At 70.2% G+C, this 12194-nt stretch carries 13 protein-coding genes, 1 pseudogene and 1 riboswitch; of the genes and pseudogenes, 8 read left to right on the top strand and 6 right to left on the bottom strand.

The features are described 5' to 3' along the window. The first annotated feature begins 31 nt into the window (after positions 1-31). Positions 32-655 (top strand): nitroreductase family protein, encoded by a 624-nt coding sequence (locus AB0878_RS23875; RefSeq protein WP_366582453.1) that lies wholly within the window; start codon positions 32-34, stop codon positions 653-655. Between the two features lie 5 nt (positions 656-660). Next, positions 661-2940 carry an AAA family ATPase gene (locus tag AB0878_RS23870; RefSeq protein ID WP_366582452.1) on the top strand — a complete coding sequence of 760 codons (2280 nt, stop codon included), beginning with the start codon at positions 661-663 and terminating at the stop codon, positions 2938-2940. A gap of 48 nt (positions 2941-2988) precedes the next feature. Here AB0878_RS23870 and AB0878_RS23865 read toward each other — a convergent pair whose 3' ends face one another. After that, positions 2989-3687, bottom strand: coding sequence for a LytR C-terminal domain-containing protein (locus AB0878_RS23865; protein WP_366582451.1), 699 nt, complete (start codon positions 3685-3687; stop codon positions 2989-2991). Further along, entirely contained in the window at positions 3684-3992 is a 309-nt protein-coding gene (locus AB0878_RS23860; protein WP_364190498.1) for a DUF3263 domain-containing protein, read from the bottom strand. Before AB0878_RS23860 ends, AB0878_RS23865 begins: the two co-directional genes overlap by 4 nt. Positions 3993-4131: 139 nt before the next feature. On the opposite strand from AB0878_RS23860, the gene AB0878_RS23855 reads away from it, so the two are divergent. Further along, positions 4132-4701, top strand: a complete 570-nt coding sequence (locus AB0878_RS23855; RefSeq protein ID WP_366582450.1) for a peptide deformylase — start codon at positions 4132-4134, stop codon at positions 4699-4701. 47 nt (positions 4702-4748) lie between these two features. On the opposite strand, the pseudogene AB0878_RS23850 reads toward AB0878_RS23855, so the two are convergent. Beyond that, a pseudogene (locus AB0878_RS23850) lies at positions 4749-5417 on the bottom strand (hypothetical protein). After that, positions 5383-5583 (bottom strand): hypothetical protein, encoded by a 201-nt coding sequence (locus tag AB0878_RS23845; protein WP_366582543.1) that lies wholly within the window; start codon positions 5581-5583, stop codon positions 5383-5385. Before AB0878_RS23845 ends, AB0878_RS23850 begins: the two are co-directional and overlap by 35 nt. A 254-nt stretch (positions 5584-5837) precedes the next feature. After that, positions 5838-5969: riboswitch (TPP riboswitch) on the top strand. Between AB0878_RS23845 and thiC the strand changes: the two genes are divergently transcribed. From thiC to AB0878_RS23830, 3 genes are all read left to right on the top strand, one after another. Further along, positions 5963-7606, top strand: coding sequence for a phosphomethylpyrimidine synthase ThiC (gene thiC, locus AB0878_RS23840; protein WP_366582449.1), 1644 nt, complete (start codon positions 5963-5965; stop codon positions 7604-7606). It overlaps the preceding riboswitch by 7 nt. Before the next feature lie 27 nt (positions 7607-7633). Further along, complete coding sequence (gene thiD / locus AB0878_RS23835; RefSeq protein ID WP_366582448.1) at positions 7634-8452, top strand: bifunctional hydroxymethylpyrimidine kinase/phosphomethylpyrimidine kinase; 819 nt, start codon at positions 7634-7636, stop codon at positions 8450-8452. Between the two features lie 17 nt (positions 8453-8469). Further along, positions 8470-8682, top strand: coding sequence for a hypothetical protein (locus tag AB0878_RS23830; protein WP_366582447.1), 213 nt, complete (start codon positions 8470-8472; stop codon positions 8680-8682). 55 nt (positions 8683-8737) lie between these two features. Here the strand turns inward: AB0878_RS23830 and AB0878_RS23825 are convergent, their stop codons facing one another. Continuing rightward, positions 8738-9133 (bottom strand): helix-turn-helix domain-containing protein, encoded by a 396-nt coding sequence (locus tag AB0878_RS23825; RefSeq protein WP_366582446.1) that lies wholly within the window; start codon positions 9131-9133, stop codon positions 8738-8740. 91 nt (positions 9134-9224) lie between these two features. On the opposite strand from AB0878_RS23825, the gene AB0878_RS23820 reads away from it, so the two are divergent. Continuing rightward, positions 9225-10148, top strand: a complete 924-nt coding sequence (locus AB0878_RS23820; protein WP_366582445.1) for an NADP-dependent oxidoreductase — start codon at positions 9225-9227, stop codon at positions 10146-10148. 60 nt (positions 10149-10208) lie between these two features. On the opposite strand, the gene AB0878_RS23815 is transcribed toward AB0878_RS23820, so the two are convergent. Further along, positions 10209-11228 carry a phosphatidylinositol-specific phospholipase C domain-containing protein gene (locus tag AB0878_RS23815; RefSeq protein ID WP_366582444.1) on the bottom strand — a complete coding sequence of 340 codons (1020 nt, stop codon included), beginning with the start codon at positions 11226-11228 and terminating at the stop codon, positions 10209-10211. Positions 11229-11341: 113 nt separating this feature from the next. On the opposite strand from AB0878_RS23815, the gene thiD (AB0878_RS23810) reads away from it, so the two are divergent. Then, positions 11342-12175, top strand: coding sequence for a bifunctional hydroxymethylpyrimidine kinase/phosphomethylpyrimidine kinase (gene thiD / locus AB0878_RS23810; RefSeq protein WP_366582443.1), 834 nt, complete (start codon positions 11342-11344; stop codon positions 12173-12175). Positions 12176-12194: the final 19 nt, after the last annotated feature.

Here is a 12194-nt window from a genome sequence, read left to right as displayed (position 1 = left end):
TACGGTGTAAGTATCGAACTGGAGGGACACCATGGACGCCGAAACGCTGCTCACCACCACCCGGTCCGTCCGCCGCAAGCTGGATCTCGACCGGCCGGTCGACCCGGCGGTGATCGAGGACTGCCTGCGCATTGCCCAGCAGGCACCCGCCGCCGGTGGGCTGCTGAAGGCGCAACGCTGGGTCGCCGTGCTGGACCCCGAGCTGCGCGCCGAGATCGCGGCGATCACCAGGAAGGCCGCGCACGAGGTGTGGCAGCACTACGCGCACCTGGCCGACCCGAGCATGTTCGCCTCCGCCCGCCACCTCGTGGACCACCTCCACCGCGTGCCGGCGCTGGTGCTGCCGTGCATGCCGGGCCGGCCGCCGGCGTCGGCCGCTGAGCAGTCGTCGTTCTACGGCTCGGTCTACCCGGCGATCTGGAGCTTCCAGCTCGCGCTGCGCACGCGCGACCTGGCCAGCTCGCTGTGCAGTTACCACCTCGCCGGCCACGAGCCGGACGTCGCGCGCCTGCTGGGGATCCCGGCCGACGTCACGCAGGTCGGCCTCATCGCCGTGGCGCACTCGACCCAGCGTGAGTTCTCCCCCGCCGCGCGGCCACCGGTGGGCGAGATCCTGTCGTTCGACGCCTGGGCGGGGTCCGCGTCGCTAGGGTGAACGACGTGAGCGACCCGCAGATCACGTTGACCGTCAGGCACACGCCGTCCGCGCTGGATTCCCGGCGCGGAGTCGTGCGGATGCACCCGGAGGTGCTCGACGCGCTGGGCCTGCGAGCCTGGGACGCCGTGCACCTCACCGGCGCTCGCCGCAGCGCCGCGCTCGCCGCGCCGGCCGAGGAGGGCACGCCGGGCGTGGTGCTGACCGACGACGTCACGATGTCGAACCTCGGCGTGTCCGAGGGGTCCGAGATCGTGGTGACGCCGGCCGACGTCGCGGCGGCCAAGACGGTCACGGTCTCCGGATCGCGGCTGGCCAGCGTGTCCGTGCCGCCGCAGACGCTGCGGCTCGCGCTCACCGGCAAGGTGCTCACGCGCGGCGACGCCGTTTCACTGCTCCCCCAGGACCTCGCGCCCGCGCCGGGTTCGGACGTCGCGGCCGTGCGCGGGCAGCTCTCGCGCGCGATCGGCGCGACGTGGACCAACGAGCTGCTCACCGTCACCGCCACGGAGCCCGCGGGGGTGGTCGTGGTGGGACCGTCCACTGTGGTCAGCTGGCGCGACGGCGCCCGCACGGGCGAGACGCCGACCGACACCGTGCCCACGCGCAGCGCGACGGCGCTCGTCCGCAGCACCGCCGTGACGGCGGCCGAGGACTACCTCGAGGCCGAGGTCGTCGAGGAGACCAGGCCGGAGGAGCTCGCGGAACCGATCCCACCCGTCGCCGACCTGGTGGGCGCGGAAGGGGCCGCGCGCAAGCTCGCCGAGTGGTTCGATCTGGCGTTCCACCGGCCGGAGCTGCTGATGCGGCTGGGCACGTCGGCGCACCTGGGGGTGCTGCTGTCGGGGCCGGAGGGCGTCGGCAAGGCGACGCTGGTGCGCTCGGTCGCGCAGGCCGAGAAGGTGCGCGTGGTGTCGCTGGTCGCGCCCAACATCGCCGTGCTGGAGCCGAACGCGGCCCACGCCCGCCTGCGGGAGGCCGTGACCCGCGCCGCCGACGGCGACGGGCCCGGGGTGCTGCTGATCAACGACGTCGACGCGCTCCTGCCGGCCACGCAGCCGCCGCCGATCGCCACCGTCGTGCTGGAGGAGCTGCGGGCGGCCATGCGCCGCGAGGGCCTGGCCGTGGTGGCGACGACGCAGCGCGCCGAGTCCGTGGACCCGCGGCTGCGCACCGCCGACCTGCTCGACCGTGAGCTCGGTCTGCCGCTGCCGGACGCGAAGACCCGCATCGAACTGCTGCGGATCCTGCTGCGTGACGTGCCGGTGGAACCGGGCGCCGACCTGGGCGTGCTCGCCGAGAAGACGCCCGGGTTCGTCGCCGCCGACCTCATCGCCCTGCGCCGCGACGCGGCTCTGCGGGCCGCGCTGCGCCAGCGTGACGTCGCCGAGCCGCGGATCTCGGAGCACGACCTGCTCGACGCGCTCGCCACCGTCCGGCCGATCTCGCTGTCCACTTCGGACAACCTGGCCACGGGCGGGCTGACGCTCGAGGACGTGGGCAACATGGTCGACGTCAAGCAGGCCCTCACCGAGACGGTGCTGTGGCCGCTGCGCTACCCGGATTCCTTCGCCCGCCTGGGCATCGACCCGCCACGCGGCGTGCTGCTCTACGGCCCGCCCGGCGGCGGCAAGACGTTCCTCGTGCGCGCGCTGGCGGGCACGGGCGCGCTCAACGTGTTCGCGATCAAGGGCGCCGAGCTGCTGGACAAGTGGGTCGGCGAGTCGGAGCGGGCCGTGCGCGACCTGTTCCGGCGGGCCGCCGACGCCGCGCCGTCGCTGATCTTCCTCGACGAGATCGACGCGCTGGCGCCGCGGCGCGGGCAGTCGTCCGACTCCGGCGTGGCCGACCGCGTGGTCGCCGCGCTGCTCACGGAGCTCGACGGCGTGGAGCCGATGCGCGAGGTCGTGGTGCTGGGCGCCACGAACCGGCCCGAGCTCGTGGACCCGGCGCTGCTACGGCCGGGCCGGCTGGAGCGGCGCATCTACGTGCCGCCGCCCGACGCCGAGTCGCGCACCGCGATCCTCAAGGCGACGTCGAAGAACACGCCGCTGGCGTCCGATGTGGATCTGGCGGCCATCGCGTCCACCCTGGACGGTTACTCCGCCGCCGACTGCGCCGCGCTCATCCGCGAGGCCGCGCTCACGGCGATGCGCGAGTCGCTGGAGGCGCACGTGGTGACCGCCGCCCACCTGGCGAAGGCGCGGGAGGTCGTGCGGCCGTCGCTGGACCCGGCGCAGCTGGCGACGCTGGAGGCGTACGCGCAGGCCCAGCAGGAACGCTGACGACAACGGGGCCCCACCTTCGCGGTGGGGCCCCGTTGTTTTCGCTGGTCAGCTGCCCTTGTGGGCGCTCTGGTAGTCCTTGGTGATGATCACGATCACGCCCGGGCTCGAGTTCTGGATGCCGTCGAACCGCGGCTGGGCCTGGAACCCGAACTCGGCGGCCAGCTGCTTCGCGGCGGCCTCCTCGTCGGTGCCCGGGCGGTAGTAGGCCGTGGTGTGCGCGATGACGCCCTGCGGGTAGTTGCCGACCTCGGGCACGTTCCAGCCCGACGCGCGGAAGTCCTGGGCGGCCTGCTCGGCGAGGTGCGGGATCGTGGAGTTGTTGTAGACCCGCACGGTCACCCACTTGTTGGACGCCTGCTGGTCGCCGCCCGGCTGACCCGGTTGTCCCGGCTGGCCACCGGGCTGGCCGGGCTGCCCCGGCTGTCCGCTGGGCTGACCAGGCTGACCGGGCTGGCCCGGCTGCCCTGGCTGTCCCGACTGGCCGGCCGGTGGCGACGAGGGCGCCGACGAAGCGGGCGAAGACGGGGCCGACGACGAAGGCGGCGTCGCCGAAGACGACGAGCCTGCTGTCGACTGTTGTGAAGAAGGCGACCCGCTCGAGCTGGTGGGCCCGGCGTTGTTGTCGCTCGATCCGTTGCCCGACAGCGCGGTCACGCCGCCCACGATCGCGGCGATCACGGCGACGCCGATGAGCGCGACGCCCGCGGCCCGCATGGGCCGGGACAGTCCCGAGAAGAAGCTCATGACAGTTCGATCCCCAGCCGCCTGGCGCCGCGCTTGCGCTGCCGGGCGGCGCGCGTCTTGCGCAGCCGCTTCACCAGCATCGGGTCGGCCGCCATGGCCTCAGGCTTTTCCAGCAGTGTGTTCAGCAGCTGGTAGTAACGGGTCGAGGACAGCGAGAACCGTTCCCGGATGGCGTTCTCCTTGGCACCGGCGTGCCGCCACCACTGACGTTCGAACGCGAGGATCTCCACCTCACGCTCGGTCAGGCCGCCCACATTCTCCGGCGGCGACGGCTGCTCCCCAGCCATCGACTCCGCGGCGTCCATGCGGTCCTCGCAATCGGTTTCGGCTGTCCTTCCGCGGGCGCCATTGAACCACGGAACCCACGCCCGACATGGGCATCCGGCGCGGCGCGTCACGGTCCGATCCAGGTGTATCAGACGGGTCCGACTAAACTCGCTGCTCGTGACCGTCCACCCCATCCGCATCGCCGGCGATCCCGTGCTGCACCAGCCGACCCGTGAGGTCACGGAGTTCGACGAGCAGCTGCGCACGCTGACCGAGGACATGTTCGAGACGATGTACGCCGCCGAAGGCGTGGGTCTCGCGGCCAACCAGATCGGCCTCGACCTGCGCCTGTTCGTCTACGACTGCCCCGACGACGAGGGCGTCGAACACCGCGGCCTGGTGGTGAACCCCCAGCTGGAGACCTCCGAGATCCCCGAAACCATGCCCGACCCGGACGACGACTGGGAAGGCTGCCTCTCGGTCCCCGGCGAGTCCTACCCCACGGGCCGCGCCTCGTGGGCGCGCGTGACCGGTTTCGACGTGACCGGCTCGCCCATCTCCGTCGAAGGCACCGGCTACTTCGCCCGCTGCCTGCAGCACGAGACCGACCACCTCGACGGGCACCTCTACCTCGACCGCCTGGTGGGCCGCCACGCGCGCGCGGCGAAGAAGATGCTGAAGAAGAACAAATGGGGCGTCCCGGGCCTGAGCTGGCTGCCCCCGAAGGACGAGCCGGCTGAGGCTTGAGTCGTTTTGTCGATGAGTCTCCCGGTCCTGGGTTGGGGCCGGGAGACTCATCGTTTCAGCGGTTCATCACCCCAGGAAGTGCTCGCTGCTTCGGCGGCAGGCTGCTCGACCGGGTGGTTCTGCGCGACCGACCTGGCCAGGCGGATGTACTGCGCGTGGGTCCAGGCCGGTGGTGTGGCCGAGGCCGTCGGGGTGCCGGGGGTGCGGCCGGGTGAGCCCGAGGGTAGGTGGGGGCTTCCCGAGGTGAGTTGCTGGGGGCACACGCGGCTGGTCGCGCCGGAGTGGTACAGATCGCGGGACGCCGTGATCGGCAATGAAGACGGGGCGGCGCGGACCGTGGAAAGGTAATCGCGCCAGCCGCGGGAGTAGTCGGCGGAAATCGCGCGGAAACTGCGGCTGGCGGAATCCTGGGGATTATTCGTCGCCGCAGCGGCGGACGAACCCATGCCCAGCGCCAAAGTCAGGTGCCGGGAACGCACACCGTCGGCGGTCGTTTGCCCGGCAAGGACGACGTTTCCGGCGGTGGCACGCGAATACGAAACCAGTTTTTACGACGCCAGCAATTGCGTTGCACCATCCGAAACGCCGGCGTATCCGACGGACGTCCGCGAAAACGCCGGAGCGGCCGCTGTGGCACCGTCGGAAGCCGACGCCACCGCGGCGGCAGCGGACGCCGAATCGTCACTGCCGTCGTTGGTCAGGTCCGGGTCGGCCACGGCGTAGAGCGAGAGCGGCCGCCCGGTCAGCGACGTCCAGCAACCGCACGCTCGGAGTCGACAAGTCGGGGTAGCAGACCTCCGACATGCGCCCGCCCTGCAGCGTGAACCACACGTCGCCGGCGCGGTCGCGGGCCGTGCCGAAGCCCGTTTTGTCCGCCGGCAGCCAGCTCGGATGGGTACCGGCCCACCTGGCGCGTCACTCTGAGCCGCCGAGGCGGCCGGGACCGCGCTCATCGCCAAGACTGCCACCAAACCCGGTGAGCAGGACTTTCCGCAACGGGCCACCCCCAAAGTCGTCAAAGGTGATCGTCACGTGAACTCCTCGCGGCCGCATGCTCCGATCCGGTGAAGAACACACCGGTCGACAAGTCGCCTTGTGCTCGCGTGATCCGCCGTGGCATGGTCGAGGGACAACCTCATAACCAACGCGGGAGCTCGCGCCTTGGCGGGCTGAGAGGGCGGCTGGTGTCTGTCTGTGGACACCCGGTGCCGCCGACCGCATGAACCTGACCGGGTAATGCCGGCGTAGGGAGTGAACGTCGTTGACGACGCTGGAGAACGAGCCTGCCATCACGCCTTCCGTGACCACGGGGCCGATCACCGGTTCGCACAAGGTCTACCACCGCACCGAGTCGGGCCTGCGGGTTCCGGCGCGGCGCATCGACCTGTCGAACGGTGAGCACTTCGACGTGTACGACACGTCCGGGCCGTACACCGACCTGGACGCGAAGATCGACGTCCACAATGGACTTCACCCGCTGCGCGCGGGCTGGGCCGACGGCCGCGCGCACAACACCCAGCTCGGCTGGGCCAAAGCCGGCGTGATCACGCGTGAGATGGAGTTCATCGCCGCGCGTGAGCGGTGCTCACCCGAGTTCGTGCGCGACGAGGTCGCGCGCGGGCGGGCGGTGATCCCCGCCAACCGCAAGCACCCGGAGAGCGAGCCGATGATCATCGGCAAGAAGTTCCTGGTGAAGATCAACGCCAACATGGGCAACTCGGCCGTCTGGTCCTCAGTGGAGGAAGAGGTCGACAAGATGGTGTGGGCCACCCGCTGGGGCGCCGACACGATCATGGACCTGTCGACCGGCAAGCGCATCCACGAGACGCGCGAGTGGATCGTCCGCAACTCCCCCGTGCCCGTGGGCACCGTGCCGATCTACCAGGCACTGGAGAAGGTCAACGGGGAGCCGGAGAAGCTGTCGTGGGAGGTCTACCGCGACACGATCATCGAGCAGTGCGAACAGGGTGTGGACTACGTCACCGTCCACGCGGGAGTGCTGCTGCGCTACATCCCGCTCACCGCCCGTCGCGTGACCGGCATCGTGAGCCGCGGCGGCTCGATCATGGCCGCGTGGTGCCTCGCGCACCACAAGGAATCGTTCCTCTACACCAACTTCGAGGAACTCTGCGAGATCCTGCGCAAGTACGACGTCACGTTCTCCCTCGGCGACGGCCTGCGTCCCGGCTCGATCGCCGACGCCAACGACCGCGCGCAGTTCGCCGAGCTCGAGACCCTCGGTGAGCTCACGCACATCGCGCGCGAGCACGACGTGCAGGTGATGATCGAGGGCCCCGGCCACGTGCCGATGCACAAGATCAAGGAGAACGTCGAGCTGGAGGAACAGCTCACCGGCGAGGCACCGTTCTACACCCTCGGTCCACTCGCGACGGACATCGCGCCGGCGTACGACCACATCACCTCCGCCATCGGCGCGGCACAGATCGGCTGGTACGGCACGGCGATGCTCTGCTACGTCACGCCGAAGGAGCACCTCGGCCTGCCCAACCGCGACGACGTGAAGACCGGCGTGATCACCTACAAGATCGCCGCGCACTCCGCCGACCTCGCCAAGGGCCACCCCCACGCGCACGAGTGGGACGACGAGCTGTCCAAGGCCCGCTTCGAGTTCCGCTGGAACGACCAGTTCAATCTGGCGCTCGACCCCGACACCGCGCGCTCGTACCACGACGAGACGCTGCCCGCGGAGCCGGCGAAGACCGCGCACTTCTGCTCGATGTGCGGCCCGAAGTTCTGCTCGATGCGGATCACCCACGACGTGCGCAAGTACGCCGAGGAACACGGGCTGTCCACTGTGGAGGCCATCGAGGCCGGCATGGCGGAGAAGTCGGCCGAGTTCGGCGAGCAGGGCAACAAGGTCTACCTCCCGGTCGTCGGGCAGTAGCTCCACCAGCAATCAGAGGCAGTAGTCATGACCGAAACCCCCCGCACCGCCCTCACCATCGCCGGATCCGACTCCGGCGGTGGTGCGGGCGTGCAGGCCGACCTGCGCACGTTCTTCGCCCACGGCGTCCACGGGCTCGTCGCGCTCACGGCCGTCACGGTGCAGAACTCGCTCGGCGTGCAGGGCTTCACCGAGATCCCGGCCGACGTCGTCACGGCGCAGATCAAGGCCGTGGCCGGCGACATGGGCGTGAACGCGGCGAAGACCGGCATGCTCGCCACGGCCGACATCATCCAGGCCGTGGCGAAAACGCTTGACGAGGTCCACATCGGACGCGACACGGACACCCCGTTCGTCGTCGACCCGGTGGCCGCGTCGATGACCGGTCACGCGCTCCTGCGTGAGGAGGCGCTGGAGGCCATCCGCACGGAGCTCTTCCCGCGCGCCACGCTGATCACGCCGAACCTCGACGAGGTGAGGCTGCTCACCGGCATCACGGTCACCGGCGCGCAAACCCAGCGCGCGGCGGCGGACGCGTTGCTGGAGTTCGGATCCCGGTGGGTGCTGGTGAAGGGCGGGCACCTGTACGAGGCCGAGGACTGCGTGGACCTGCTCACCGACGGCACGGACGTGCTGGAGCTCAGCGGCGTGCGCATCGACACCGACAACACCCACGGCGGCGGCGACACGATGGCCTCGGCCATCACGTCGTCGCTCGCCAAGGGCGCCGACGTGCCGACGGCCGTGACCGAGGCGAAGCAGTTCATCGCACGCTGCGTCGCCGAGGCCTACCCGCTCGGCGCCGGGGTGGGGCCGGTGTCCCCGTTCTGGCGGCTGGCCGACTGAGCGGCCACACTGGACCCGTGACCGACGACGCCGCCGCCCGCGCTTTGTGGGCCCAAATGCCTTTGGACCTGCAGTTCGAGGTCGACCAGCTGGTCTCGGCCAACAAACCGGCCGCGGCCCTGAAGGTGATCCGGAAATGGGGCCTGGACCCCAAACCGGGCATCGCCGAGAGCAGGGCCGTGACCGACTACCGGAAAAGCGTGCTGAAGCCACCGCCGCGCTTCTCCTGAGTCCGAACTGGACGTTCCGTGCGGTACGGGAGGAAAACCCCCGGACCGCACGGAATCAGTTCACAGGGCCGAGTGAGCGCGTGTCGTAGGTGCTGCGCGCGTCGCGGATCCGGTCGAAGTTCGACTGCGACCACGTGCTCAGCGCCACCAGGTGGGCGCTGACCTCGGCGCCCATCGGCGTGAGCGCGTACTCCACCGTCGGCGGCGTGGTCGGGAAAACCTTGCGGCTGACGAAACCGTCGCGTTCGAGGTTTCGCAGGTTCTGCGTGAGCATCTTCTGGCTGATGCCGCCGACGGCGCGGCGCAGCTCGCCGAAGCGGTGCGGCCCCTGCTCAAGTACGCCGAGCACGAGCGCGGTCCACTTGTTCGCGAGCAGGTCGAGCACATCGCGGCAAGGGCAGCTCTTCAGGTAGACGTCCCAGGATCCGTGCTGGTCACAGGTGGTTTCCATCAGGTACCTACTTTACCGGAAAGTGCCTTCTGGCGAAAAGTGACCACCTCACCCAGCATAGGGGGCAACCAACCGGAAGGAGAGACCCGAAATGCGCGTGGTGACCCAGCGGGAGTTCGGCGGCCCGGAGGTGCTGCGGGTGACCGAGACCGACCGCCCGGCGCCGGGCCCGACCGAGGTGCTGGTGCGCGTGCACGCCGCCGGCATCAACCCCGTCGACTGGAAGTCGCGGGCGCACCCGGTGTTCCTGGGCGAGCCCCCGTACACGCTGGGCTGGGACGTGTCCGGCGTCGTCGAAGAGGTGGGTTTCGGGGCCACCGGCGTGAAACAGGGCGACGAGGTGCTCGGCATGCCGTGGTTCCCGCGCGAGGCCGCGGCCTACGCGGAGTACGTGACGGCGCCGTCGCGCCAGTTCGTGCGCAAGCCGGCCGGGCTGTCGCACGCGGAGGCGGCCGGGTTGCCCCTGGCGGGGCTCACGGCATGGCAGGCGCTGGTGGGCGTGGCGGAAGTCCGGAGTGGACAGCGGGTGCTCGTCGACGCGGCGGCCGGCGGCGTGGGCCACCTCGCCGTGCAGATCGCCAAGGCGCGTGGTGCGTACGTGCTCGGCACGGCCAGCGCGGCGAAACACGATTTCCTGCGGTCGCTGGGTGTGGACGAGCCGATCGACTACCGGGACGAGAACGCGACGCCGGCGGATCTCGACGTCGTGCTCGGGCTCGTCGGCGAGGACAGCGATCTGCGCTGGCTGCCGGCGCTGAAGGAGAACGGCCTGCTCATCAGTGTCCCCAGCGGAGTCGGCGAGAGGGCTCAGGAGAAGGCGGCCCAGCGGGGCGTGCGGACGGCGCCGATCCTCGTGGAGCCGGACCGCGTCGGGCTGCTCGGGCTGGTGGAGCTCGTCGAGGCCGGGAAGCTGAAGGTGCACGTGGACCAGACGTTCCCGCTCGAAGACGCGGCGAAGGCCCACGAGGTGGGCGAAGGCGGCCGGGTCACCGGGAAACTGGTGCTCACCGTCTGATGTGGACGCACAATGGCCCCTCGCCTGGCGAGGGGCCATTGTGGACTGTCCAGGTGGAACTCAGCCGCGGGTGTCGACCTGCGGCAGCACCGTGGTCAGACCCGTCCAGTCGGACGTCACCACGGAGGCGTGCTGCGCCGCCAGCTCGGCCACGCGCTGGTTGGCCTGGTCGACGGTCGGGTTGTGGTCGTCGATGGCCGGGGCGACGTTCTGGCCGTCGGTCATCACCACGTAGTAGTGGTTGTCGTCGTACCAGCCCGGGCCGGTCTGCGTGACCCACGCGTTGGCGTCGCCGTCGAAGACCACGAACCACGGCTTGAGGTTGGCCGCGTACTTGTCACGCGGGTCGCCGCCGACGGCGCCGTGGACGGTCGGGAAGATCTGGACGTCACCGAGCTTGCCCGCGTTCTTCTGCGCCAGCAGGTAGTTCGCGTACTCGACGTCGGTGTGCAGCGTGTCGGTGGGGTTCTGCTCCTCCACCGTGCCCGGGATGATCTCGGTCATCACCTTGCCGTGCAAGGCGTCCACGGTGGGCCAGTTGTCGGCCTTGGCCGCGTCGTCGAGCGTGGCGTAGCTGCCGAGGAGGTCGGCCGGCTTGAAGACGGCGCCGCCGAGGTGGGCGCGGAAGGCCGCGTCGAGCTCGTCCGGGCCCATGCCGGTGTTGTCCGAGAAGCCGGTCTTCATCTCGAGCTTCAGCGTGAGCGGCGTGTGGTCCGGGTGGGCCGCGAGCCAGATGCGGATGTCGTCGAGGCAGTACTCGAGGTTCTTGTTCGTGCCGCCCTTGTACAGGTCGGCGGTCGTCGACGCGGCGACGCAGTTGTTGCTGTTGCCCAACGGGTTCGAGTGGCTGACCTTCCACTCGTGCGTGATGAAGTCCGGCCACACGTCGAGCTCGATCAGCGACGAGCCGTTGTCCAGCGCCTGCGCGAGGAACGGGTACGCGGCCGGGTCGTAGGTGTTGTGCACGCCGACCGTGGTCACGTGCGAGAGTTTCGGACTGTCCGCGTTCGCCACGGCTGCCCCGGACAACGAGGCGGCGACGAGCGCGCCGACCGTCACGACCACTGAAGCGAGTTTCATCCTGACCCCTTCACCCACCGATAGTGCGATGGCACTCACACTGTGCCACCGTGATGGACTGTGGATGAAGGACAGCTGACCAAATGGACTAGACCAGAAGTCGGAAAGTGCCCATGACTGAAAACCCGAGCCCGCCGTCGGCCTTGACCATCGCCGGTTCCGACTCCGGTGGCGCAGCCGGACTCCAGGCCGATTTGCGGACATTCCTCACTTGCGGGGTGCACGGGCTCGTCGCCGTGACGGCCGTGACGGTGCAGAACACGTTGGGAGTCCACGATCGCGCGGACATCCCGCCGCACGTCGTCGCCGGCCAGATCGAGGCCGTCGCGTCGGACATGGGTGTGGGCGCGGCGAAAACGGGCATGCTCGCGTCGGCGCAGATCATCCACGCGGTGGCGACGGCTTGTGACAACGCGGGCATCGGGCGGGACCACGACGTGCCGTTCGTGGTCGACCCGGTGGCCGCCTCGATGACCGGCCACCCGCTCTTCGACGCCGACGGCCTGTCCGCGCTGCGCGAGGAACTGCTGCCGCGCGCGACCGTGCTGACGCCGAACCTCGACGAGGTGCGCCTGCTGACCGGGTTGACCGTGACCGACCGCGAGGGCATGCACACCGCGGCGGTCGCGCTGCACCGCCTGGGCCCGAAGTACGTGCTCGTGAAGAGCGGCCACCTCGTGTCCGACCCGGAGTGCGTCGATCTTCTCTTCGACGGCGCCACGTTCGTCGAGCTGCCCGGCCCGCGCTTCAACACCCCGCACACCCACGGCGCGGGCGACACCATGGCTTCGGCCCTGACGGCCGGGCTGGCCAAGGGGATGTCGGTCGTGGAGGCCGCCCGGTACGGCAAGTGGTTCGTGTCGCACGCGGTCGAGCACTCGTACCCGATGGGCGCGAAGGTGGGACCGGTGTCGGCGTTCTGGCGGCTGGCGCCGGAGGATCGCTAGCCGGCGCCCGCAGCGGCAG

Source organism: Amycolatopsis sp. NPDC047767 (assembly GCF_040704195.1).
Classification (GTDB): Bacteria; Actinomycetota; Actinomycetes; order Mycobacteriales; family Pseudonocardiaceae; genus Amycolatopsis.
This window is presented reverse-complemented; position numbering and strand designations above follow the sequence as displayed.

Coding starts and splice junctions, on each gene's coding strand:
- AB0878_RS23875 (WP_366582453.1), top strand. CDS start 32: ATGGACGCCGAAACGCTGCTCACCACCACCCGGTCCGTCCGCCGCAAG.
- AB0878_RS23820 (WP_366582445.1), top strand. CDS start 9,225: ATGCGCGTGGTGACCCAGCGGGAGTTCGGCGGCCCGGAGGTGCTGCGG.
- thiD (WP_366582448.1), top strand. CDS start 7,634: ATGACCGAAACCCCCCGCACCGCCCTCACCATCGCCGGATCCGACTCC.
- AB0878_RS23860 (WP_364190498.1), bottom strand. CDS start 3,992: ATGGACGCCGCGGAGTCGATGGCTGGGGAGCAGCCGTCGCCGCCGGAG.
- thiD (WP_366582443.1), top strand. CDS start 11,342: ATGACTGAAAACCCGAGCCCGCCGTCGGCCTTGACCATCGCCGGTTCC.
- AB0878_RS23825 (WP_366582446.1), bottom strand. CDS start 9,133: ATGGAAACCACCTGTGACCAGCACGGATCCTGGGACGTCTACCTGAAG.
- AB0878_RS23815 (WP_366582444.1), bottom strand. CDS start 11,228: ATGAAACTCGCTTCAGTGGTCGTGACGGTCGGCGCGCTCGTCGCCGCC.
- AB0878_RS23865 (WP_366582451.1), bottom strand. CDS start 3,687: ATGAGCTTCTTCTCGGGACTGTCCCGGCCCATGCGGGCCGCGGGCGTC.